Origin of the sequence: Pseudactinotalea sp. Z1748 (genome assembly GCF_049725185.1) — a bacterium.
Lineage (GTDB): Bacteria > Actinomycetota > Actinomycetes > Actinomycetales > Beutenbergiaceae > CALKWS01.
Genome location: NZ_JBMPQB010000011.1, coordinates 18,398 through 40,645, shown reverse-complemented (window position 1 = coordinate 40,645; position 22,248 = coordinate 18,398). Strand labels below are relative to the sequence as shown.

At 69.9% G+C, this 22,248-nt stretch carries 19 protein-coding genes; 2 read left to right on the top strand and 17 right to left on the bottom strand.

What is annotated here, in order from left to right; translation table 11 throughout:
* Positions 1-34: 34 nt before the first annotated feature.
* Positions 35-2,284 (top strand): PQQ-binding-like beta-propeller repeat protein, encoded by a 2,250-nt coding sequence (locus ACO0LU_RS17785; protein ID WP_424792691.1) that lies wholly within the window; start codon positions 35-37, stop codon positions 2,282-2,284.
* A gap of 12 nt (positions 2,285-2,296) precedes the next feature.
* On the opposite strand, the gene ACO0LU_RS17780 is transcribed toward ACO0LU_RS17785, so the two are convergent.
* The 8 genes from ACO0LU_RS17780 to ACO0LU_RS17745 form a co-directional block, all read right to left on the bottom strand.
* Complete coding sequence (locus ACO0LU_RS17780; protein ID WP_424792690.1) at positions 2,297-3,004, bottom strand: GntR family transcriptional regulator; 708 nt, start codon at positions 3,002-3,004, stop codon at positions 2,297-2,299.
* Between the two features lie 87 nt (positions 3,005-3,091).
* The gene (locus tag ACO0LU_RS17775; protein WP_424792689.1) at positions 3,092-4,075 is read right to left on the bottom strand and encodes an N-acetylglucosamine kinase; all 984 of its coding nucleotides are present in this window, start codon (positions 4,073-4,075) and stop codon (positions 3,092-3,094) included.
* Complete coding sequence (locus ACO0LU_RS17770) at positions 4,072-4,974, bottom strand: N-acetylmuramic acid 6-phosphate etherase (RefSeq protein WP_424792688.1); 903 nt, start codon at positions 4,972-4,974, stop codon at positions 4,072-4,074. The genes ACO0LU_RS17775 and ACO0LU_RS17770 overlap by 4 nt, the downstream gene beginning before the upstream one ends.
* Entirely contained in the window at positions 4,971-7,241 is a 2,271-nt protein-coding gene (locus ACO0LU_RS17765) for an alpha-N-acetylglucosaminidase TIM-barrel domain-containing protein (protein WP_424792687.1), read from the bottom strand. Before ACO0LU_RS17765 ends, ACO0LU_RS17770 begins: the two co-directional genes overlap by 4 nt.
* Positions 7,238-8,062, bottom strand: a complete 825-nt coding sequence (locus ACO0LU_RS17760; RefSeq protein WP_424792686.1) for a carbohydrate ABC transporter permease — start codon at positions 8,060-8,062, stop codon at positions 7,238-7,240. The genes ACO0LU_RS17765 and ACO0LU_RS17760 overlap by 4 nt, the downstream gene beginning before the upstream one ends.
* Positions 8,059-9,003 carry a carbohydrate ABC transporter permease gene (locus ACO0LU_RS17755; protein WP_424792685.1) on the bottom strand — a complete coding sequence of 315 codons (945 nt, stop codon included), beginning with the start codon at positions 9,001-9,003 and terminating at the stop codon, positions 8,059-8,061. The genes ACO0LU_RS17760 and ACO0LU_RS17755 overlap by 4 nt, the downstream gene beginning before the upstream one ends.
* Complete coding sequence (locus tag ACO0LU_RS17750) at positions 8,996-10,330, bottom strand: ABC transporter substrate-binding protein (RefSeq protein ID WP_424792684.1); 1,335 nt, start codon at positions 10,328-10,330, stop codon at positions 8,996-8,998. Before ACO0LU_RS17750 ends, ACO0LU_RS17755 begins: the two co-directional genes overlap by 8 nt.
* A gap of 55 nt (positions 10,331-10,385) precedes the next feature.
* A complete protein-coding gene (locus ACO0LU_RS17745; protein WP_424792683.1) occupies positions 10,386-11,627 on the bottom strand; it encodes an ROK family transcriptional regulator in 1,242 nt (413 codons plus the stop codon).
* 247 nt (positions 11,628-11,874) lie between these two features.
* On the opposite strand from ACO0LU_RS17745, the gene ACO0LU_RS17740 reads away from it, so the two are divergent.
* A complete protein-coding gene (locus ACO0LU_RS17740) occupies positions 11,875-12,435 on the top strand; it encodes a Uma2 family endonuclease (protein WP_424792682.1) in 561 nt (186 codons plus the stop codon).
* A 40-nt stretch (positions 12,436-12,475) separates the two neighbouring features.
* Here ACO0LU_RS17740 and ACO0LU_RS17735 read toward each other — a convergent pair whose 3' ends face one another.
* From ACO0LU_RS17735 to ACO0LU_RS17695, 9 genes are all read right to left on the bottom strand, one after another.
* On the bottom strand, positions 12,476-13,270 hold the full coding sequence (locus ACO0LU_RS17735) for a carbohydrate-binding family 9-like protein (protein ID WP_424792681.1): 795 nt from the start codon (positions 13,268-13,270) through the stop codon (positions 12,476-12,478).
* 76 nt (positions 13,271-13,346) lie between these two features.
* A complete protein-coding gene (locus ACO0LU_RS17730) occupies positions 13,347-14,288 on the bottom strand; it encodes an SMP-30/gluconolactonase/LRE family protein (RefSeq protein ID WP_424792680.1) in 942 nt (313 codons plus the stop codon).
* Positions 14,289-14,301: 13 nt separating this feature from the next.
* Positions 14,302-15,450 carry a galactonate dehydratase gene (gene dgoD / locus ACO0LU_RS17725; protein WP_424792679.1) on the bottom strand — a complete coding sequence of 383 codons (1,149 nt, stop codon included), beginning with the start codon at positions 15,448-15,450 and terminating at the stop codon, positions 14,302-14,304.
* Positions 15,447-16,166: a FadR/GntR family transcriptional regulator gene (locus tag ACO0LU_RS17720; RefSeq protein WP_424792678.1), complete on the bottom strand. Its 720-nt coding sequence runs from the start codon at positions 16,164-16,166 to the stop codon at positions 15,447-15,449. The genes dgoD and ACO0LU_RS17720 overlap by 4 nt, the downstream gene beginning before the upstream one ends.
* 26 nt (positions 16,167-16,192) lie before the next feature.
* Positions 16,193-16,921, bottom strand: a complete 729-nt coding sequence (locus ACO0LU_RS17715; RefSeq protein WP_424792677.1) for an SDR family NAD(P)-dependent oxidoreductase — start codon at positions 16,919-16,921, stop codon at positions 16,193-16,195.
* A gap of 33 nt (positions 16,922-16,954) precedes the next feature.
* Positions 16,955-19,051, bottom strand: coding sequence for an alpha-galactosidase (locus tag ACO0LU_RS17710; protein WP_424792676.1), 2,097 nt, complete (start codon positions 19,049-19,051; stop codon positions 16,955-16,957).
* Positions 19,048-19,944, bottom strand: coding sequence for a carbohydrate ABC transporter permease (locus tag ACO0LU_RS17705; protein ID WP_424792675.1), 897 nt, complete (start codon positions 19,942-19,944; stop codon positions 19,048-19,050). The genes ACO0LU_RS17710 and ACO0LU_RS17705 overlap by 4 nt, the downstream gene beginning before the upstream one ends.
* Positions 19,941-20,906, bottom strand: a complete 966-nt coding sequence (locus ACO0LU_RS17700) for a carbohydrate ABC transporter permease (RefSeq protein WP_424792674.1) — start codon at positions 20,904-20,906, stop codon at positions 19,941-19,943. Before ACO0LU_RS17700 ends, ACO0LU_RS17705 begins: the two co-directional genes overlap by 4 nt.
* Entirely contained in the window at positions 20,906-22,225 is a 1,320-nt protein-coding gene (locus ACO0LU_RS17695; RefSeq protein ID WP_424792673.1) for an extracellular solute-binding protein, read from the bottom strand. Before ACO0LU_RS17695 ends, ACO0LU_RS17700 begins: the two co-directional genes overlap by 1 nt.
* Between the last annotated feature and the right edge of the window lie 23 nt (positions 22,226-22,248).

Here is a 22,248-nt window from a genome sequence, read left to right as displayed (position 1 = left end):
CAGCAATGCACCGTAGCCCCCATGGAGAACGACGATGTCCTCAGCCGAGACCACCTCGACCACAGCCTCACTCAAGTCCCTCACCGCATCGGTGAGCCGGCGCGCCGTCCTACTGGGCGGCGGAGCCGGTGCGCTGGGCCTGGCCCTGGGTGGCGGGCGGGTACATGCGGTACCGGGCGGTGAACCGGGCAGTTTCGCGATGCTCATGGACTTGCACATCGATGACGAACGTCCCGACCGCACCGCCGACTTCGAGCGAATCATGGCCCACATCGCAGTGCGCAACCCGGCCTTCGTGCTCAACTGCGGTGACATCACCGAACTTGGCCTGGCCCGTGAGTACGAGGCCTACCTGGCCGCCATCCCGGAGAGCCTGCAGGACGCCATGCGGGAGGTGCCTGGCAACCACGAACAACAGTGGAGCGTCAACTACGACCTCTACGAGCAGTACCTGGGTGAGGGCACCTACAGTTTCGACTCCGGCGGAGTGCACTTCATCGGCCTGGACCCCCAGGTGATGATGGAGTGGGGCTGGTACTACGACGATGACGTGCTGGACTGGTTGGAACGGGACCTGCGCACGGTCCGCGAGGGAACACCGATCATCCTGTTCCAGCACTACGCGATGGGCGCGGACTGGAACTATGTGCAGAACGACGACGAGGTGCTGCGCATCATCGAGCGCTACCCGGTCCGGGCCATCTTCGCGGGCCACTCCCACCTCACCCAGGTCTCCCGGTACAACGGTGCCACCCAGGTGATCGGTAACTCCCTGAAGAACGGGCCGTCCTACTACTGGGTGGAGCACATCGACACCGACTCCGGGCCGGCCCTGGAGATCACCGAGGTCACCGTGCACGCCGATGAGCAGGCGCAGGAGGAATCGCTGGCGATCGTGCCCCTGGCCGACCCAGGGCCCGGAGGTGACCTGGGTCCGTTCCAGATGCGAGCCAACCCCGAGGGCGCACAGGTGGGGATGCGCGTGGACCTGCATCCGCGCGCGGACGCGGACGAGGTCCAGGCCCGCGTGCACCCCTACTCCTACGGGCGGGACCTGGACCGGTGGGTGAACCTGTCCGGGCAAGCCGGCGGACGCCGCTGGACCGGGCAGGTCGACACCTCCGACCTGTGGCCCGGGCCGCACCGGATGGAAGTACGCGCGGTGGGTGCCGACGGAGCCGTCTATGACGACGTGGTGCCCTTCGAACTACCGGCCGTCACGGCCCGAGTGGGCTGGACCACCGAACTGCAGGGCCGCATCCAGGGCGCCCTCGCGCAGCGCGACGGCGTCGTGGTGGCCGGCACCACCAAAGGTCGCCTCGAGGCCTACGCCCCCACCCACCGGTCGAACCGACCGGTGTGGCGCACCGGCACCGGACCGGTGTATCGCCAACCGGTGTTCACCCCCGACGGCTCACAGATCCTGGTCCCCTCCTCCGACCACCACCTGTACGCCCACGATGCCGGCAGCGGCGCTGAGGTCTGGGCCACCGACCTCGGCTCACCGCTGGCCGGGGACCTCACGCTCAGCGAGGTGGACGGGCAGGTCCGGGTGTTCGTGGCGGTGGGGACCACCCTGTTCAGCCTGGACCTGGGCGGTGCGGTGCTCTGGTCGGCCGAACTGAACGGCATCTGCGCCGGCCGCCCGGAATCCGATGGCGACCAGGTCTACATCGGCAGCGGGGACGGCAACGCCTACGCCTTCGACGCCCGCACCGGTGAGCAGGTCTGGCGGGAGACCCTGGTGGACCGGGGCAGCACCTACGGCAACGTGCTGTACGGCCCGTGGGCCTGCTACGTGCGCATCCTTACCGGTGGTGCGGTGCTGTTCACCACCTTCACCAACGCCATCGCCCTCGAGGCCGCCACCGGTCAGGTGCGCTGGGAGGGCCAGGGCGACGAATTGGGGATGCTCCAGTTGCTCTACACCCCACCCACGGTGACCGAGTACGGGATCCTGCTCGTGGACGGCTTCAACGGCACGGTGCACCTGGTGGATGAGGCCACCGGGCGCCAGACGTGGCAGGCCGAGGCCCTGCCGCGCAACTTCGGCGCGGCCCCGGTACCCAGCCCCGAGGATGACTCGGTGTACTGGCTGGTGGGCCAGAGCGGCCTGCTGGTCCGGATCGACCTGGCGAACGAGTCGGTGGATCAGGTGCTGCAGGTGCTGTCGAACTACACCCAGTCCACCGCCGCGCTGGTGGGTTCGGGCACTGAGCAGGTGCTGGTGGCCGGTGGTCAGGACGGGGTGCTGCACGGCGTCGTTGGCCTGCACCAGGTGTAGCCGCCGCAACCATCAGGGGCGGGCCACCACGAAGGAGAAGTCATACAGGTCCCCCCGGCACAGCGACTGGCCACTCTCCACGATCCGGCCACGCTCATCCCGGCTGATCCGCTTCACGTGCAGGGCCGCGGTGTTCGGTTCCACATCCAGCAACTCCGCGCTGCGCTCACCGAGGTTGACCGCCCGCACGTGCTGGTGGGCGCGCTGCAACCGCACGCCGTAGCGCTGCTCCAGCAGGCGGTAGAGGGACCGGGTGAGGTCGGCCTCCAGCAGGCCGGGGAACCGGGCCGCGTGCAGGCACACCTCCTCGTGGCACATCGGGCTGCCATCGCCCAAACGCAAGCGTTCGATGCGGTAGATCATGGTGCCCGGTGAGATGCCCAGCTCCACGGCGATGTGGGTGGCGGCGGGGATCTCCTCGGCCGCGATCAGTTCGGTGCGGGGGTCATAGCCGCGCGCGGCCAGGTCCTCGGAGAAGGAGGTCAGCGAGGGTCCCTTCGATACCCGGGGCTGGGCCACGAAGGTGCCGACACCGCGCACCGAGCGCAGGATCCCGTCATCCCGGAGCCCCTTCAGCGCCTGGCGCACGGTCATCCGGCTGACGCCGAACCGCTCGGCCAGCCGGCGCTCGGTGGGCAGCATGTCGTCCGGGGCCATCGTGGCCTTCACCTCGGCGAGAATGCGCTCCCGCAGTTCCTCGTGCTTGGTCTGATGCGCCATCGGTGCCTCCTGCGTCCAGGCTAGGTCACCGCAGCGCACCGGTCGGCCCGCTCCAACGCCTTCCGGGCCGGCCCTGGGTGGGGCGGGTCAGTCCGGGAAGACCTGCAGGTAGGGCGGGTGCGGGCGCAGGTCGCCCGCGGCCGCCCGGGCGGCCAGCAGCACCGCACCGTCCAGGGCGCTGCCCTGCGGGGGAAGGACCTGCGCGCCCGGGCGGTGCCGGTGCACCCCGGCGTGGAACGCCTCGGTGAGCAGGTCCCCGGCGTCGAAGAGCCCCCCACCCCAACTGATCCGGGCCGGAAGATCACCGACCGCGGCCGCCGCGGCGCCGGCGAGCCGATGCCCCGCCCCGACCCAGATCTGCCGCGCGAGCGCGTCCCCCTCGCGCGCGGCCTGGGCCACCGCCGGGGCGAAGGAGGCCAGCAGCGCAGCGGGCGCCTCGGCCCCGTGGATCGCGGCCACCAGCGCCAGCGGCTCCCCGAACCGCTCCCGCATCCGGTCGGCCAGCACCGCCGAGCCCTCCGGCCGCCCGTCGACGGAACGCAGGGCCGCCCGCAGTCCGCGCCGCCCGATCCAGGCCCCGCCCCCCTCATCGCCCACGAACAGCCCCCAGCCATCGACCTGGTGCCACACGTCTCGGTGGTTGGTGCCCAGGGCGATCACCCCGGTGCCGGCGGCCACCACCGCTCCGGGCTGCCCGGCCAGGGCGCCGACGTGGGTGGTGAGGGCATCCCCGGCGATCACCACCGCGCCCACCCGCACCTGGGCACGCAGGGTGCGGGCGATCCGCCCCGGGTCCGGGACCAGCCCGGGCAGGCCGGTGATCCCCACCGCCAGGGCGATGGCGCGCTCGGCCCCGAGCCGGGCCATCAGGGGCTGGACCTGCCCCAGCACGTTCGCGCAGAGTTGCGGCACGTCCACCTGGCCGCGGGTTCGCGGGATGGGCACATCAGAGCGCCCCTCCACGTCCGTCCCAGGGTGCGCCTGGCCGGCCCGGACCCGCACGCGCACACCACTGCCACCGACGTCCACCCCCACCAGGGCGCCCGGCGCCCCGGGCCGTTGCCGGCTCATCGGCAGTCACCGGCCAGCAGGTCCAGCGCCGTGCGGACGCTGCCGGCCCGGGCCAGTGCCCCCTCGGCCTCGAGCACGCTCGCACCGGTCAGCAACCGGACCAGCGCCACCGGAACCCGTCCCGAACTCTCCAGCAGGGTGGTGCGGCACTGCGCGGCCGGGCTCCCGGTAGCCTCACGAAGAATCGCCACCGAGCGCTCCCGCAACTTCTCGTTACTGGCCACCAGGCCCACCATCAGGTTGGAGTAGGTGCGCCCCAGCCCGATCATCACGGCGGTGGAGAAGGCGTTCAGCAGCACCTTGGCCGCGGTGGCCGCCTTCAACCGGGTGGAGCCGGTCAGGGCCTCGGCGCCGGTGTCCGGGGCGATCAGGATCTGGGCGTGCGCACCCAGTGGGGCGCGCGGGTTGCTGGTGATCAGCGCGGTCAGGGCCCCGGCCCGTCCGGCGCTCTCCAGCGCGCCGCGCACGTAGGCGGTACTTCCCGAGGCGCTGACCCCGATCACCACATCACCGGCGCCCACGCCGGTCAGGGCCGCCCGGCCCTGGTCCGCGGCGTCCTCGAGGTCGATGGTGGAGTCGGTCAGGGCCGCCGCCCCGCCGGGGAAGTGGGCTCGGATGAGACCGGGGTCGACGCCGAAGGTGGGGGTGGACTCGGTGGCGTCCAGGACCGCGAGTCGTCCGGAGGCGCCGGCGCCGGCGTAGTGGATCCGGCCCCCGGCACGGACGCGGTCCACGGCGGCCTGCACCAGGTCCGCGAGCGCCGGGATCACCTCCTGGGCGGCCGCAACCGCGACGGCGTCCTGCGCCAGGATCATCCGCAGCCGCTGCGCGGGCGGTACCACGTCGATGTCGCGGGTGGCCGGGTTGCGCGCTTCGGTGCTCGGCGACGGCTCGGTCATCGGGGTGCTCCGTCGTCGGCGGGCATGTCCTGCTCGCGCAGCGCGCGGGCGGCGTTGATGAACAACGGCCCGTAGGTGTCGAGCAACCGGCGGGAGACCACGGTGACCGAATCGTGGGCAGGCGGCGCAGTGGGGCCATCGCGCAGGAAGCCGGCCTCCAGGTCCTGGAGCCGGGCCTGCCACTCCTCGGCGTTCCCGATCGGGTGCCACCGGGCCCATTCGCGCCAGCGGCGGCCGTAGTAGCCCACCAGCCCGGACCAGTACCGGGCCGCGTAGTCATCGAGGTACCCGTCCCCCACCTGCCCCCAGACGGTCACCAGGCGGCGGGCGTTGTCGGTGAGCACGCGCGCGTCCTCGTCGCTGGTCGCCCATCGCAGGGCCTGGGCCTCCCAGTGGTCGTACCGGTACTCGGGTCGGGTGGCCAGCAGCGCCTCGAGGTCATCGAACACGGTGAGGAAGCGCTCGGCGGCCTCGTCATCGCACACGCCGGCGGGATCGAACGCGGTGAGGAAGGTGAGTTCGCCGCACCGGGCCAGCACGCCCACTGCGGTCTCGACCAGGTCCGCGCCCAGCGGCCCGGCAGCGAGGTCGGGGTGTTCCTCGGCCAGTTCCACCAGGGTGGCCCACGCCTGGATCAGCGCGCCCGGTTCGTACCGGAGCAGGGCGCGGACCTCGGCGGCGAGCGGCCCGGGGCCCTCGGGGATGCTGGGTGAGGCTTGGGTGCCACTGGTCCCGGGGGCGTCGTGAGTGGCAGGGTTCGCCTGCGAGGGGCGCGCCACCGTGGTCTCGAACGGGTTCACCGGCGGGCGCATCGTGAGCAGCCCGGTGAAGGCCTCGGGGAAGATCCGGTAGCCCCCAGCGCCCAGTACGGTGCGGGCCAACCCGTCCCAGGCAGCGCCGGCACGCTCGGCGGCCTCGCCCGGGGGCAGCCGGTAGCGCCGGGCGGCCCAATCGCCCAGCCACTCCGACAGCGGGGCGGGCGGGTTCCAGGTGGCATCCAGTACGCGTTCGAAGAACACCGGCACCGACCCGGTGGCCTCCATCGACAACCCGGCACCCATCGGCGGGTGGGTGGCGGCCAGGGCGGCCTCGAGTTCCTCGGTGACCCCGGGCAGGTCTGCCAACGGTTCGTTGCGGCCTCCGAAGTTCAGCAGCGCGCACCACATCCAGTCCCGCCCGCCGAAGCCGTCGAACCGGCGCCACTGCGGCTGCGCCTCTGCCCACAGGTCCAGCAGCACCAGGCGGCCGGGGTCGATGTCACCCAGGAAGGCGCGCACCCGCTCGGCGGTCCAGAAGTGCTCCTGGTAGGAGAACGGCCAGGTCTGCAGGAACCAGGTGGCGTGCGGGTCGGCGTCGGTGAGCCCGGCGAGCAGCGCCTCGGCCACCCGGCCGGGGTAGCCGGGATCCTCCTGCACCGGGATCATCTCGATGAAGGGGTCCGCGGCATAGCGGTGGTCGGTGCCCCAGAACTCCTGCTGGGTACGCACCGTCGCAGCCGCCAGGCGGCGGAAGGTGGGATCCTCCGGCCCGACGACGTGGGTGCGGTGACCCTGCCAGTCCCGGGCGCCGGCGGGGGTGGCGAGTTCAGCGGGCACGTGCCCGGTGAAAGCCGGCAGCACCGGGCGCATCCCCAGTTTACGCTGACGGGTCAGGATCTTGCCGGCCAGGTCCCGGTGGGCGGCGATCCAGCCCTGCGGCAGCGGACCGGCGTGACCCTCCAGCGCGCCCATGGCGAACCAGGGCAGGTAGGCCGGGCCGGCGAGGAAGTCCCGCACCGTCTCGGCGGGCACGCCCTCATCGAGCAGCACCTGCTGCACCACGGCTTCGTGGCCCACCATCATCAGCGGGGCGGTGATCCCCCGCAGGGCCATCCAGTCGATCTCGCGTTCCCACTGCTCCCAGTCCCACCACGGGCTGGTGTAGCCGAAGGTGCAGAAGTTCAGGTAGTAGGTCTGCGCCACCCGGGCGGCGCCCTCGGTGCGCGGCGCCTCCGGAAGGTGGCCGGGGGGCGGGGGGCGCAGGTCGTCCCAGCTGACGGCGATCCGGCACTGCTCGCGCAGGTACTGGTGCAGCCCCACCGCGGCGCTGGTGGCGTCGGTGGCCTCGACCCGCAGCCGGTTCCCCCGGGCGCCGTAGGCGTACCGGCGTCCCTGGCCGGGCAGGGCACCGAAGGTGACGCGGGTGCCGAGAGACCCCAGAACCCGCTCAGCCAGAGCGTTCAGGGCCGGGGCCCAGCCGGGAGAGGGTAGTGACGTGGCGTTGTTCATCCCTTGATCGCTCCCTGGGTGATTCCGGAGATAAAACTGCGCTGGAAGGCCAGGTAGACCACCACGATCGGGGCGATGGTGATGATGGTGGCGGCGGACAGCAACGGGATGTTCGTGGAGTACTGGCCCACGAAGAAGCCCAGCCCGCCCGGTGCGGTGCGCATCGCCGGGTTCTGCATCAGCACGATCACCAGCAGGAACTGGTTCCAGGACCACATGAACACCAGCACCGCCAGCGTGGTCAGCGCGGGCCAGGAGATCGGCAGCAGCACCCGGCCCAGCACGGTCAGGTCCCGGGCGCCGTCGATCCGCCCCGCCTCCACCAGTTCGGGGGGCACCGAGGAGAAGTGGGACTGCATCCAGTACACCCCGAACGGCAGGAACAGGGCCACCTCGGCCAGGATGACGCCGGTGTAGCTGTTCGTCAGGCCCACGCTCTGCAGGTTGTAGTACAGCGCGATCACGATCAGTTCCACCGGCAGCGTCAGCCCGAGCACGAACAGGATCGAGATCGGCCGGGCGCCCCAGGCCTTGAGGATTGCCAGGGCGTAGCCGGCCAGGGTGGCGCACGCCGCCACCAACGGCACCACGCCGCCGGAGATGATGAAACTGGAGCGCATCAGGTTGGAATACCCGCCCGCCTCCCAGGCCAGGGCGAAGTTCTCCCAGTGCCAGGCCTCCGGCAGCCGCAGTCCGGACACGGTTGAGCCCGAGGGGTGCAGGGACGCCAGCACGATGGAGACGAACGGCAACAGCACCATCAACGTCAGGGCGATCAGCACCAGGTAACGCATGCTGAGCCCGAAGGTGGTGGTCCTCATGACTCCTCCCGCGCCACCCGGCGGATCAGGGTGACGAACACGATCACCAGCGCGGTCAGGGTGATCGCCAGCGCACTGGCGGTGCCGATGTCGCCCTCGTTGAACGCCAGCCGGTAGACCAGCAGGGCCGGAACCGTGGTCTGGTTGGCCGGTCCGCCGTTGGTGGTGACGAACACCAGGTCGAAACTGGCCAGCGCGGCGATCGTGGTGATCACCGCGGCGATGGTGATCTCCTTGCGTACCCCGGGGATGGTCACCGACACGAACTGCCGGAACGCGCCCGCGCCGTCCAGGGTGGCCGCCTCGTACAGGGCGCCGTCGATCTTCTGGGCGCCGCTGAGGAAGAGCATCATGCACAACCCGCTCATGGTCCAGGTGCCGATGAAGCCCAGCGCGTGCAGGGCCAGGTTGTAATCCCCCAGCCAGGCGCGGGTGATCGATCCCAGGCCGATGGCCTCCAGGAACTGGTTCAGCAGCCCGTTCTGGTTGTACAGCCACCGCCAGGTGATGCCCACCGCCACCAGGGGGAGCACCTGCGGCAGGAAGTAGACGGTGCGGAAGAACGTCATGCCGCGGCGCACCCGGCCCAGCAGCAGGCCCGTCATCAACAGCCCCATGCCCACCGGGATCAGGGAGAAGAAGATGATCAGCACCAGGGCGTGCAGGATCGAGTTGTACAACGCTGCGTCCCGCAGGATCGAGGCGTAGTTACTCAGCCCCACGTACGAGGGTTGCTGCACCCCGTCCCAGTCCAGGAAGGACAGGTAGAAGGTGTTCAGCGCCGGCCAGATCGCGAAGCCGAGGTAGATCACCGCCGCGGGCGCCAGGTACACCCACGCCTTCAGCGCCCGCCGGCTGGGGCGCCGGGCCGCACCGGCGCCCCCGCTCGCGCCACCGCTGGTGCGCGGCGGCGCGAGCGAATCCAGTGCCGCATCAGCCATGGTGGCCGGCCCACACCTCCTGCAGCGAGGCCAGGTAGTCCTCCGAGGAGGTCTGCCCGGCGATCACGCCCTGCAGACCGCCGGTGAGGGCGTCGATCATGCCCGGGGCGGCGAAGTCGGGGAAGGGCACGATGTTGCTCTCCTGCGCCACCGGGGCGAAGCTGTCGGCGATGTCGCCCAGCAGACCCTCGGTGGCCACGTCCGCGCCGGTGTCCACCGGCATGAACCCGGTGTCGATCTGGATGGCGGCCGCCTCGGGGGAGTTCAGGTAGTCCAGGAACGCCGCGGCCACGTCCGGGTGCTCGCTGGCAGCGGAGATCGAGTACGCCACCGAGGAGCCCGAGGCCACCGGGGGGGCACCGGCCTCGGCGCCGGGCAGGACGAAGAAGCCGGCGTTGTCCATCTCGGCGTCCACCGCCGCGGCGGCCCAGTTCCCGGTGACCAGGAAGGCGGCCTCCCCGGAGGTGAAGTCGGCCAGGGCGTCGGCATCGGAGGTGGCGCTGGCGGCCTCGGTGATGTAGCCGGCCTCGACCCACTCGGCGATGATGTCGGTGGCACGTGCGGCCGCGTCGGTCTCGATGGTGGCATCCGGTGCCCCGTAGACCCAGTCCAGGTAGTCCTGGCTGGGGCCCACGCTGTTCAGCACCGCGTTCCACAGGTGCAGGGCCCCGACCTCCAGGGCGCCCAGGCTGAGCGGGCGGTCCCCGTTGCCGGACACCGCGGCCATCGCCTCGGTGAACTCATCCAGGGTGGCCGGGGGCTCGGTGATCCCGGCGTCGGTGAGGAGGTCCTCGTTGTAGTAGACCCCGAGCACCGACAGCGCCCCGGGCACCGCGTACAGGCCGCCGGTGCCGAACTGCTGGGCCTCGTCGTCGGACATCAGTTGCTCAAGGCTTGCCGGTGGGAACGCGCCCTCCCAGCCGTACAACTGCGAGTACTCACCCAGTTCCAGCACGTGCCCGGCCGGAACCAGAGAACGCATCGCGCCGGGGTTGTACTGCGCGATGTCCGGGGCGGTGTCGGAGGCCATCGACCGGGTGATCGAGGTGATGTAGTTGCCGAAGTCGGTCTGCTCGGTCTCGATGGTCACGTTCGGGAACTGCTCGGTGAAACCCTCCACGAGTGCTTCCGTGGGCGGGTTGTCGGTGTAGGCCAGGCGCAGGGTGACCTCCTCCTCGGTGACGTCGGACGAGACGCCCTGAGCCTCGCCGTCGTCGCCGTTCTGATCCTGGCCGTTGCCGCTGCCTGCGGTCACGCAGCCGGTCAGGACGAGCAGGGACGCGGCGAACAAGCCGAGGCTGCTGGTGGTGCGGGATGGAGCCTTCATAGAAACCTTCTCCTTCGAATGATTCGGTCCGGGTGGGGTGGCCGGGTCGGCCGCGTCAAGGTCGGGCTCCTCTCTCGCGGGGGAGGTACCGGTTCTGTTCCAGTTCGTCGAGGCAGTGCCGGATCCCGCCCTGCACGACGGCGTCGGCGCCCAGGGTGGAGACCTGCAGTTCGGGTAACTCCAGCGGGTAGTCCGCCAGCGCGGTGCGCAGCGCTTCCAGGAGTGGTTCCCCGACACGGGCCAGCGGGCCGCTGAAGACCACCAGGTGGGGGTCCAGCAACGTGCGGATCGCGGCCAGGCCGATCGCGAAACGTTCGGCCACCCGGGCCAGGGCGGCGCCGGCGTCACGATCGCCGGCCTGGATGGCGGCCAGGACCATCTCCAGGGCGTCGTCGCCGGCGTCGAGGACCTGTTGGGCCCGGCCGGTGTCGCCGGACCGGGTCAACTCCTCCACGGCGAGGGCGATCAGCGCGGACGCCCCGGCCCAGGCCTCGAAGCGTCCCAGGCCGGACTCGGTGGGGCCGTGCTCACCCTCGGCGATCACGTCCAGGAAACCCAGGTCACCGGCGTCGTTCGTGGCGCCCCGGTACAGGGTGCCGTTCAGCACGATCCCGGCGCCGATGCGCTCGCCCCAGTGCACCACCACCAGCGACTCGTCGTCGCGGCGCACCCCGTGCCACTGCTCACCCCGGGTGGCGAGTTTGACGTCGTTGTCCAGATAGACCGCGCAGTCCAGGTACTCCCCCAGGGCCCGGACCACGCCGTCGCCGCTGAGGCCGGACATCGACGGCACCAACCGGATCACGCCCTCGGAGGGGTCCACGATGCCCGGGGCCCCGATCGCGGCCGAGTACACCTGCTCCGGTGCGGTCCCGGCCTGCGCGAGCAGTTCCTGCACCTCCTGCACCATCAGAGCAATCGCTGCCTCGCCGTCGGCCCCGTGCTCGAGCACGGCCTGCCGGGAGGTGACCATCTGTCCGCGCAGGTCGGCCAGGCCGAGGCGGATCTGGTGCGGGTCGATGAAGGCGCCGACGACGTAGCCCGCCCGGGCGCGGAAGCGCACCAACTGGGCCGGTCGCCCCGAGCGCTTGGCGTCGCGCTGCGGGGGCAGGTACTCCACCAACCCGGCGTCCTGTAATTCGGCCAGGGACCGGGTGACGGCCTGGCGGGAGAGTCCGCTGGCCTTGGCGAGTTCGGCCACGCTCATCCGGTCCTGGCGGCGCAGCCGCTCCAGGACGGCGGTCGCGTTGACCTCGCGCATGAAGCGCAGATCCGCCGCCACCGGCATGTCCGCCATCGGGCCTCCTCGGCACTCGCGCCCGGGTCCCGGGGCGCCGGCCCACGGCGGGTCCGCGGGCGCTGCGTCGCACTATACTTACGTGCTGTACGAAATTAAAGAGCCACGTTCGATCGTGGGCGTAGTTTCGGTTGCTCCGTCCGTTCCGCCGGCACGCTGCCCTTGTGGATAACCTCCGCGCGAAACCACCCGGAGCGACATCCTTGAGCCATGCGCAGTGCTGACAGATCCAGCGAGAGGGAGCATCATGACTGGTATGACGCTGATGCCGCGCACGGGCGAGGAGTGGACGGTCGATGATCTCGACCTGCTACCCGACGACGGCTTGCAGTACGAACTGCTCGACGGGCTGTTGCTCGTGAGTCCGGCCCCGGCGCCACTGCACCAACGCGTGATCACCCGCCTACTCGTCCTCCTGCACGCGGCATGCCCACCGGGGTACGAGGTCTTGCCCGCCCCACTGGACTGGCGCCCGGATACGCGCACCTCGCTGCAACCCGACCTGCTCATTGCCCGCAACGAGGACGTCGGGGAGCATCACGTGACCGCTCCGTTGGCCCTCGCCGTCGAGGTCCTCTCCCCCGCCACCCGTCGCAAGGATCAGGTGCTCAAGCGCTCCAAGTACGAGGACGCCGGCGTCCGGTCCTACTGGATCGTCGACCCAGCCGAACCCTCCCTGCTTGCGCTGGACCTGACCGACGGTTCGTACAGCACCACCGCGCACGTCAGCGGCACCGAACGCGCAGTGCTCGAGGGCCCCTTCCCCGTCGAGGTGGTCCCGGCGGACTTGGTCCGACCCGCGCCCTAGGTGGGCCGGCTCAGGCGTGACGGCCCGGTGTTCCCCGGTCTCACTGCCCCAGCGGGGCGCGGGAGAATTGGATCGGTGTGAACTTCTCCGGGCGGTGGTTGTCATCGCTGCCCACCGGCGTCCATGCCCAGCCCACGTTCTGGCCGAGTTCGGCCAACCGCTCGTAGCGGGCGAACTGGAACATCCAGACCTCACCCTCACCCGGTGGGAGAGGCCGCTTCCCGGCGAATCCGTGCAGCGACTCCCACGGGATGCTGATCAGCGCCTCCCACCCCGCATCCACATCGGAGTCATCGTTCAGCGTTCCGTCCAGTGCCACCTGGGTCTGCAGGCCGGGCATGTCCCAGTCGGTGAAGGCCCACCGCAGGCCGCGCGGGTGCGTGCCGGTCCAGAACGTCTCCGGGTTCCGGTCGTGGTTACCGCCGAACGTCACCGCGCCGTGTTCGATCGGGTGCAACTCACGCACCAACGTGTTCGTGGGGTTCGCCATGGCGTCCTGCCAGAGGAACAGCACCTCGTAGACAGTGTTGCGGGCATTGACCTCGAGTTCGTAGTAGACGTCCCCGCCGTCGATGAACAACTCGACGTTGTTCTCGGTGAACAGCAGCGAATCGCGCTCCTCGAGGGTCGCGTTCAGGAAGGGCTCCTGCACCCAGTACTTCACATACAGGTGGCTGCGGCTCCAGACGACCGCTGCATGGGTACCAAGGGTCGCCGGCTTACCGTTGACAATGTTCACGAAGCGCTGGGACCTCTCCGCCAGGTCCCAGAACTCCGACCGGACTCCGACATCTGCGGACTGCACATCGGTCAAGCGTTGTGCCACGTACGACACGATCAACCTCCTACCGGCGATCCGCCGGGTGCTAGGAACTGGGTGTGAGTGAGTGACGCCCCGACCTGCGGGGCGCTCAGCCGAACGCCGCCGCAGGGATGCCCGCCACCGTCGACGCAGCGGTGATGACGCGGCCGTCGTGCTCGCCTGTCTCATCGAGCCCGATCGTTGCCGAGGTCACCACCGCCCGGTAGGGCGCCTCGGTGCTCAGCGCCACACTGGTGGGCTGGCGCACCGGAACCGGGATGCGCTCCACCAGCTCCCCTTGTGGTGAGTACCGATGCAGGCACGAGGCGCCCCAGATCGCCGACCAGAGACACCCCTGCGCATCCACGGTCATGCCATCCGGGCCGCCCTCGCTGACATGGACGAAGTCCTCAGCCGCGCCGAGTTCGCCGGTCGCCGGATCCACCCGGTACCGGCGGATCCACCCCGTGGGCGTATCGGCCAGATACATCGTGGTGCCATCGGCGCTGAACGCCGGGCCGTTGGGGATCGACAGGCTCTCCAGCACCACCTGCACGCCGCCATCGGGATCCGCCCGGGCCAAGAATCCCTGCCCGCGCGCGCCGTCATAGGCCATCGCACCAGCCCAGAAACGGCCCTGGGGGTCGGCCACCGCATCGTTCATCCGCAGCGCCGCACCACGCCCGGCAGCCGGGGTAGCCAGGACCTCGGTCACGGCAAGGCGGCCGCCGTCGCTGCGCAACCGCGCGAACCCCTCTCCGACCGCACCGATCCACGCCTGCTCGTCGCCGCGCACCTGGGCGAGCGCACCCAGCGGCTGGTCCAGGTCGGCGCGCTGGGTGAGCCCGCCGTCGGGCGCTCCGGTAGTGCTCCACAACTGACCGCGGAGCAGATCCACACACACGAAGCCGGCGCCGGGATCCCCGCCGTCGCCGAAGGTCACCGAGGGCAGGAACCGGGCGCCCTCACCGAGTTCGAAGCGGCGCTCATCGACGGCCTGCCACTGCCCGGTGATCACCGAACCTGCAGATCCTGGGGCCACGTTGTTCATCCCATCCTTCCTCTCACCACTCCGCGAATGACCCATCGGGGTGCTCCCAGATCGGGTTGCGCCAGGTGTGGCTGCGGGCGTCGGCGGCGCGCACGGCCTGCTCATCCACCTGCACCCCCAGCCCCGCGCCCTGCCAACGCTCGATGTACCCGTCGCGGAACTCGAACGGTGCGGTGTCCACCACGTAATCGAGCAACTGCGCCCCACCGGTGTTGTAGTGCATGCCGATGGACTGCTCCTGGATCAAGAAGTTCGGGGTGGTGAAGTCCACCTGCAAACAGGCGGCGAGCGCGATCGGGCCCAGCGGGCAGTGCGGTGCGAACAATGCTCCGTACATCTCGGCCAGGGCAGCGATGCGGCGCGACTCCGAGATACCCCCGGCATGGGACAGGTCCGGCTGCACGACGGCGACGCCCGCCTCGAGCGGGGCCTGGAAACTCAGCCGCTCGTACAGCCGCTCCCCGGTGGCCAGCGGGATCGTGGTGCCGGCCACCAGGGCCTGCAACTGCGCGCCGAACTCGGGCAGCACCGGTTCCTCCACGAATAAGGGCGCCACGGGCTCGAGGGCGCGCAGCAGCCGTCTGGCATCGGCAGGGCCCACCCGGCCGTGGAAATCCAGACCGAGCCCGAAGTCCGCACCGGTGGCCACCCGGACCGCCTCGGCACGGGCCACGGCGGCATCGACGCCGGAGGCCGGCGCGAACGGGTCCCACCGGCCGGTGGCGTTCATCTTCACCGCCGTCAGCCCGGACTCCGCCTGCGCCAGCGCCGCGTCGGCGACCTGGGCCGGATCGTCTCCGCCGATCCACCCGTACACCCGCACCCGATCGCGCACCGCACCACCGAGCAGCACGTGCACCGGCACGTCGAGGGACTTGCCGAGGATGTCCCACAGCGCCTGGTCCAGGCCCGCGACCGCGCTGGAGAGCACCGGCCCGCCACGGTAGAAGCCTCCCTTGGTCATCCGTTGCCAGTGGCGCTCGATCTGCCGGGGGTCCTCGCCGATCAGCAGTTCGGACAGCGCCTCGACCGCCCCGCGCACCGCCTCGGTGCGCCCCTCGACCACCGGTTCACCCCACCCGATGAGGCCGTCGTCAGTTTCCACCCGGCAGAACAGCCATCGCGGGGGGACGGCGAAGGTCTCGATCCGCGTGATCTTCATGGCGTCTCCTGCCGTTCGGCACTCATCACGCGTTCGACGTCGGCGATGCTCTGCGCCACCAGCGCCTCCGCTGCCGCGGCGGCTTGCTCCGGGTCCTGGGCCACGATCGCCTCGACCACGCGCTGGTGCGTGGGCACCGGGTCGCTGGTGGAGTGATCGTGCACCAGGTGGTCCCGGGCCAGCAGCGCGGGTTCGACGAACACCGCCATCTGGGCGAAGAGCTCATTGCCGGTGGCGCGCAACAGGTCCTGGTGGAAGGCCAGGTCGGCCCGGGCCGCCTCCTCCGAGGTGCCACCCCGGGCCCGTTTCATCCCCTCCAGGGCGTCCTGCAGCGCCGTCAGATCCTCCTCGGTGCGGCGCTGCGCGGCCAGCGCCGCGGCTCGCGGTTCGATCGCCGAGCGCACTTCGGCCAGATCGCGGAAGAGGGCTCGGGAGTCACCGTTGGTCTGCCGCCAGCGCAGCACGTCGCCGTCGAGGGAGTTCCACTCGGCACGTGGGCGCACGAAGGTGCCCTTCTTCTGCCGGGCATCCAGCAGGCCCTTGGCCATCAGGACCTTGATGGCCTCACGCAGCGACGTCAGGGAAAGCCCGAGTTCGTGGCCCACAGCGGTCAGGTCCAGCACCTCCCCGGGGGCGAACGTTCCGTTGACGATGCGCGTGCCGAGCAGTTCCACCGTCTGCCCGTGCACGCCGCGGCCCTTGTATCGGCTATTCACTCTTCCTCCGTAGTCGTCGCACGCCCTCAGGCGGAGTCCTTGGTGATGCTCCACCCACCGTCGACGGGAATGGTCGCCCCAGTGATGTAGGAGGCGCGGTCGCTGAGGAGGAACGCGATCACCTCGGCCACCTCCTCGGGTTCACCCATCCGGCCCAGCGCCGTCTGCCGGCCACTGCGCTGCCGCTCCGCCTCGGAGATCCGGTCCCACAGCGCGGTGCGGATCGGGCCGGGGGCCACGCAGTTGATCCGCAGGCGCGGGCCGTATTGCGCAGCAACCTGGCGGACCAGCCCGGTCTGGCCCGCTTTCGTCGCGGCGTAGCCGGGCACGTCGAGCAACCCGAAGTGGGCGTGCACCGATGAGACGATCACCGCACGGCCTTGACCGTCGCTGAGCAGATCGGGCAGACAGGCGCGCAGGCCGTGGAAGGCCCCGGTCAGGTTGACGTCGAGCTGGCGCTGCCAGGCCTCCTCGCTCATCGCGTGCAGGGGGTTGGCGTCGGTGGCCAGGGCATTGAGCACCAGGGCGCCCACTGGGCCGAGGCGCTCGTTGACCTCGGCGACCACGCGCTGCCAGTCCTCGGCCGAGGCCGCATCGGCCACGATCCCGCAGGCTCCCTGACCCAGTTCGGCGGCGCGCTCGCTCACGTGTGGATCGACGTCGGTCATCGCCACCCGCCATCCGGCGCCATGCAGTGTCTGCGCCGTCGCCCGACCGATCCCGCGCGCTGCGCCGGTCACGACTGCTACAGGCATCCTCTGTTCCCTTCTGATCTTGTGTTCCGTGCTCTACGCGGCCCTGCGCAGCACGATGACGTCACAGTCGCCGTGCCTCCAGCGCACCGGCACGCCCGCGGCCGACAACTCCGCCCCGCTGAACACGTTGTCCCCATCCTCGCAGGCGAACCTCGCCTCAGACGTGAACCCGCCCAGCGGTATCCGCGCTTCGGCAGGCGCCCCGGGGCGTTTCCACGCCAGCACCACGGTGGCGTCCTCCACCGTGTACTGCAGGGCGTAGACGTCATCGGCCGGGTCACCGTGGCGGCGCACCACACCATCGAAGATGATCCGGCGCACCGATCGGTACCGCTCGATGAGTTCCCGGGCCCTCTCCCGCGTCGCGCCGTCCCAGGCGAGCAGGTCGGCGCCGACGCCGAGCACCCCGGCCATGGCCACCACGAAACGGAAGTCCAGGCTCGCCGGATCGGTATCGATCAGGTCCGGCTTATCGGTGACCCAGGAACTCATCGTCCAACTGGGGAAGGCACTGAGGAATCCGTGCTGGATGCCCAGCCGGTCCCGCGGTCCGGTCTCGTCACTGGGCCACACCACATCGGTGCGGGCCAGCACCTCCAGGTCGATCCGGCCACCGCCACCGGCGCACCCTTCCACGGTGACACGGGGGAACTCCGCGCGGATCATGTCCAGGACGCGGTAGTAGGCGTTGGTGTGGCGCCAGGACCAGTCGTCCCCACCCGTACGCGACTGGCCACCGTCCTCGATGGAGCGGTTCATGTCCCACTTCAGGTAGGTGATCTCATGCGCGGAGAGCAGACTGCGCAGCACCTCGATCACCCACGCCTCCACCTCCGGGCGGCCCAGGTCCAGTACGTACTGGTTGCGCAGGGTGCGTAGCGGGCGGCCCCGGGCGTGGTGGACCCAGTCGGGGTGGGCGCGGTACAGGTCACTGTTCGCGTTCACCGCCTCCGGTTCCACCCACAGCCCGAACCGCATCCCGCGCTCGAGCACACCTCGCACCAACGGGCCCAGCCCGTGGGGGAACTTGTCCGGATCGGGATCCCAGTCCCCCAGGCCGGCGCGATCGGAGGTGCGCCCGCGGAACCACCCGTCGTCGACGACGAAGGCTTCCGCCCCGAGATCGGCCGCCACCTGCGCCAATGCCAGTTGGTGGTCCACGGTGACGTCGAACGTGGTGGCGTACCAGGAGTTGTACACCACCGGCCGGTGGTAGGTGTCGGTGGGGCGGGTCAGGGTGCGTTGGTAGGGATCGGCGGACCGCGCCAGGGTGCGCTGGTAGTCATGCCAGGCCCGGGCGACCCGGTCGGCATCCCCGCGGATCTGCAGGCCCGCGACCACGGGCGTGCTGAGTTCTTCCCCGGGGCCCAGGGTGAGGATCCCGCTCTCGTCGTCGGGACCTCCCGCCACCCGCACGCGCCCGGTGAACGGCACCGCATCGGCGCTCATCCGCCACGACCCGCTCCACGCCAGCGCGACCGAATGGGCCAGTTCCGGGTCCTGGTCGCCGCGCACCGTCAGCACCGGGGCGTAGGTGTGGGAGGTGATCCCTTGCCGGCTGCCGATGCTCAGTTCGCCCGCACCCAGGCCGACCCGGGCCGGGGTGAACTCCCGGGACCAGTGCCCGTGCAGGACCTCGACCGTGGCGCGGTCGGCATGGACCTCGAACGCACCACCCCAGGCGCGCAGCAGTTCGGTGGCGACGTCGGACACGTTGCGCAGCGTGGCCCATTTCTCCACCACCTCGTGCGCGGTGCTGGTGCGGATGTGCAGGTCCACCTCCAGGCCCGCGTCCTCATCGGCCAGGGGGCAGGTCAGGTGCGTGGTATCCCCGTGATGCACGACGATGTCGCTGCGCAGGCGCAGGCGCGCCCCCCGCAGGCCATCGGCGCGGCGGGCGACGATCTCCGCCGACTGCACCGAGCGGGTGCCCAGGGCGGTGGTCTCCAGGGGCAGCAGCTCCCGTTCGCTCTCGAAGGAGGTGGTTCTGCGGGGCAGTGTGATCGGGGGGATCTGCTGCCCGGCCTCGCCCCAGTGGCGCAGCATCAGGCCGGTGCCATCGGGGGTCAGGCCCACCACGTACTCACCGGACTTGGTGGGTAGGCGCCAGATCTGGTGCTCGGGGTTCACTTGTCACTCCCCACGAGCAGGCCGGAGACGAACTGCTTCTGGAAGATGAAGAACACGATCGCGGTGGGCACGGCCGCGACCAGGGCCCCGGCGGCCACCACGTTCCACTGGCTGCCGAAGCCACCCATCAGGTTGAGCAGTTGCGCGGTGATCGGGAACTTGGCTTCGGAGCGCAGCACCGTCATCGCCCAGATCAGGTCGTTGAAGATCCAGGTGGTGGCCAGCACCCCGAGCGCCGCCAGCGAGGGGCGGGACAGCGGCAGCACGATCGCCACGAAGATCCGTCCCGCGCCGGCCCCGTCGATACGGGCCGCTTCGAAGACCTCATGGGGGAGGTTACGCATGAAGCCGTAGAGGACGAAGGTGTAGAAACCGATGCCGAAGCCCACCTGCACCACCGTCAGGGCGAACAGGGTGTCATAGATCCCCAGGGCCCCGGTGATCGCCGAGATCGGGACCAGCAGGATCTGTGGGGGCAGCAGGTTCCCGGCCAGCATCGTCAACAAGATCGTCTTGCGCAGCGGGATCTGGAACCGACTGAGCGCATACGCGGCGATCGAGGCCAACGCCAAAGACATGATGACCCCGGCGGCAGTGACCACGATGCTGTTGCCCAGCGCCCGCCACAGCCCGCCACTACCGAACGCGGTGGCGAAGCCTTCGAAGGAGACCGACCTGGGCAGGGCCCCGATCCCCCGGGTGATGATGTCCTCATAGGACCGCAGTGAGACCAGGACCGCGAAGATGATCGGGCTGAGCCACAGTAAGGACAGCGGGGCCATCACCACGTGCAGCCACGGCGAACGGGAGGTGCGGGGACGACGACGGCGCTTGGCCGGCCGCGCCGGTACCGCGGCCGTGGCGGAGGTGGTCGCCGGCATTTCGGCGCTCATGCTTCCTCCTCGTTCTTGGCTTGGCGGGCGAGGTAGATGATGATGAAGCCGATCGCGAGCGCGAAGATCACCACCGAGATCGCCGAGGCATAGCCCAGGTTCCCGGCGGTGAAGGCCTGCTGGAACATGTAGGTGCTCAGCAACTGGGTCTGGTTGTACGGCCCGCCCCGCGTCATCGCCCAGACGATGTCGAAGGTGCGCAGCGCGTCGATGACCGTCACCGCGAACACCACCGTGTGCACCCCTTTGAGTTGGGGCATCACGATGCGCCAGAACCGGGTCCAGGCGTTCGCGCCGTCAACGGCGGCGGCTTCCTCCAGCGATTCGTTCGTCGCCTTCAGACCCGCCAGGTACAACACCATGATGTAACCGACCTGGCGCCAGACCGCGGCGACCAGCACCGCATACAGCGCCAGGTCCGGATCGGCCAACCATTGTCGTTGCAGCGTCTCCAGGCCGAGCAGCCCGAACATGCCGTTGATCGGCCCTTCGGGGGCGTACATCACCCGCCACACCAGACCGGTCACGACCAGGGAGACCACCATCGGCAGGAAGATCGCGCTGCGGTAGACCCCCACCATCGGGGCCGGTTTGTTCAGGGCAACCGCCAGGGACAACCCGATCACCACCGACAGCACCCCGAAACCGAACAGCCAGATCACGTTGTTGGTCAGTGCGGTCCGGAAGATCGGGTCCTGCCACAGATCGGCGAAGTTCTGCAGGCCGACCGGTTCAGCGGGTGTGATCCCGTTCCACCGCGTGAGCGAGAGCGACAGCGAGTTCAGGGCCGGCCAGAAGACCCAGAAGATCTCGAAGGCCACGGGCAGCAGCAGGAACAGCCACACCAGTGCCGGCACCCGTTTGAGCCGTGCCCAGACGCGCGCTCGAACGTCCTGTCGCTTCGCCGGCGGCGCCGTCGTCGTTCGAGGGCTCCCGGTCCGGGCCGGTGCCTGACCCGCCATCAGTCGAAGGTGGCTTCCGCTGCCCGCTGCCACTCATCGAGGATGTCGCCCACCGAGTCCGGGTCGTCCAGGAACCGGGTGAGGGCGGCATCGGCGGTGGCTTGCAACGCATCGGATCCGTCCCGGTTGAAGAATTGGGTGATCTCCTCGGTGTTCTCCAGCAGTTCGATGCCCTTCTGCACGATGGGACTGAAGGCCGAGGTGTCGACGTCGGGAGACGTGGGCAGGTTCGAGGTGCCGGAGATCTCGATGAAGGCCTCCTGGCTTTCTCGCGAGGCCATGTAGTCGAGGAAGGCCAGCGCTCCCTCCGGGTTGTTGCTCCCTGAGGCAGCGAAGAACCCGTCGGTGGGGGCTTCTTCGGCTGTCGGCACCGAATCGTTGATCACGGGCACGGAGAAGAAGTCGACGTCGTCGTGCTGGTCCTCGGGGAAGAACTGGGTGACGAACGCCCCGACCAGATACATGGCGGCCTCGTTCTGCACCATCGGCGTGACGGCCTCCTGCTCGTCGAAGGAGGCCATGTTCGGGTGGAAGTAGGGGATGAGCCGCTCGTACTCGGCCATCACGTCGAAGACCTCCGGGTCATTGAAGGCCCGTTCCCCGGCGAGCAGTTCCCGGTGGTACTCCGGACCGTTGATCCGCAGGTTGAGGTAGTCGAACCATCCGGAGGCCATCCACGGGGTCGGGCCGATCCCGTTGGTCAGCGGGATGATGCCCTGCCCGTCGAGGTTCTCACAGAGCGCATGGAACTCATCCCACGTGGTCGGCGGCTCCACACCCCACTCCTCGAAGGCCGACTTCTTGTAGAACACCGACCACCAGTAGTAGTGGGTGGGAACGAAGATCTGTTGCCCGTCGTCGTCGCTGGACAGACTGCGCAGCGCATCGGAGAAGTTCGCGCACGCGCCGTCACCCTCCCAGAGGGGGGAGACGTCCAGCAGCAGCCCTTCGCGTGCGTAGTTCCGGGCCACCGAACCGGCGTACCAGCTCAACACGTCCGGTGGATCGTTGGACCGCAGGTAGTTCGTCAACTGGGCACGGAACTGTTCGGTGGCGACCGAGTTCATGGTGACGTCGCCGTCGTCGTACTCCTCGACCAGGTGCTCCAGCGCTTCCAAGGGCCCGGGGTTCTGCTGCGAGTTCTGGAAGACGATGGGGCCACCTGCGTCGCCCTCGCCGTTCTGCCCGTTGCCACCACCGTTGCCGTCCGGGGCGCTGCCGCCACCGCCCACGCAACTGGCGAGCACGCCGCCGAGGCCCAGCGCACCACCGCCTAGCAGCAGGTTCCGGCGCGAGATCTGTGTTCGCGAGTGATTCATCACTCCTCCTTTTGACGTCATCG

Bases quoted from the DNA above. Each gene is read 5' to 3' on its own strand.
- ACO0LU_RS17785 (WP_424792691.1), top strand. From the start codon at position 35: ATGTCCTCAGCCGAGACCACCTCGACCACAGCCTCACTCAAGTCCCTC.
- ACO0LU_RS17780 (WP_424792690.1), bottom strand. From the start codon at position 3,004: ATGGCGCATCAGACCAAGCACGAGGAACTGCGGGAGCGCATTCTCGCC.
- ACO0LU_RS17775 (WP_424792689.1), bottom strand. From the start codon at position 4,075: ATGAGCCGGCAACGGCCCGGGGCGCCGGGCGCCCTGGTGGGGGTGGAC.
- ACO0LU_RS17770 (WP_424792688.1), bottom strand. From the start codon at position 4,974: ATGACCGAGCCGTCGCCGAGCACCGAAGCGCGCAACCCGGCCACCCGC.
- ACO0LU_RS17765 (WP_424792687.1), bottom strand. From the start codon at position 7,241: ATGAACAACGCCACGTCACTACCCTCTCCCGGCTGGGCCCCGGCCCTG.
- ACO0LU_RS17760 (WP_424792686.1), bottom strand. From the start codon at position 8,062: ATGAGGACCACCACCTTCGGGCTCAGCATGCGTTACCTGGTGCTGATC.
- ACO0LU_RS17755 (WP_424792685.1), bottom strand. From the start codon at position 9,003: ATGGCTGATGCGGCACTGGATTCGCTCGCGCCGCCGCGCACCAGCGGT.
- ACO0LU_RS17750 (WP_424792684.1), bottom strand. From the start codon at position 10,330: ATGAAGGCTCCATCCCGCACCACCAGCAGCCTCGGCTTGTTCGCCGCG.
- ACO0LU_RS17745 (WP_424792683.1), bottom strand. From the start codon at position 11,627: ATGGCGGACATGCCGGTGGCGGCGGATCTGCGCTTCATGCGCGAGGTC.
- ACO0LU_RS17740 (WP_424792682.1), top strand. From the start codon at position 11,875: ATGACTGGTATGACGCTGATGCCGCGCACGGGCGAGGAGTGGACGGTC.
- ACO0LU_RS17730 (WP_424792680.1), bottom strand. From the start codon at position 14,288: ATGAACAACGTGGCCCCAGGATCTGCAGGTTCGGTGATCACCGGGCAG.
- dgoD (WP_424792679.1), bottom strand. From the start codon at position 15,450: ATGAAGATCACGCGGATCGAGACCTTCGCCGTCCCCCCGCGATGGCTG.
- ACO0LU_RS17715 (WP_424792677.1), bottom strand. From the start codon at position 16,921: ATGCCTGTAGCAGTCGTGACCGGCGCAGCGCGCGGGATCGGTCGGGCG.
- ACO0LU_RS17705 (WP_424792675.1), bottom strand. From the start codon at position 19,944: ATGAGCGCCGAAATGCCGGCGACCACCTCCGCCACGGCCGCGGTACCG.
- ACO0LU_RS17700 (WP_424792674.1), bottom strand. From the start codon at position 20,906: ATGGCGGGTCAGGCACCGGCCCGGACCGGGAGCCCTCGAACGACGACG.
- ACO0LU_RS17695 (WP_424792673.1), bottom strand. From the start codon at position 22,225: ATGAATCACTCGCGAACACAGATCTCGCGCCGGAACCTGCTGCTAGGC.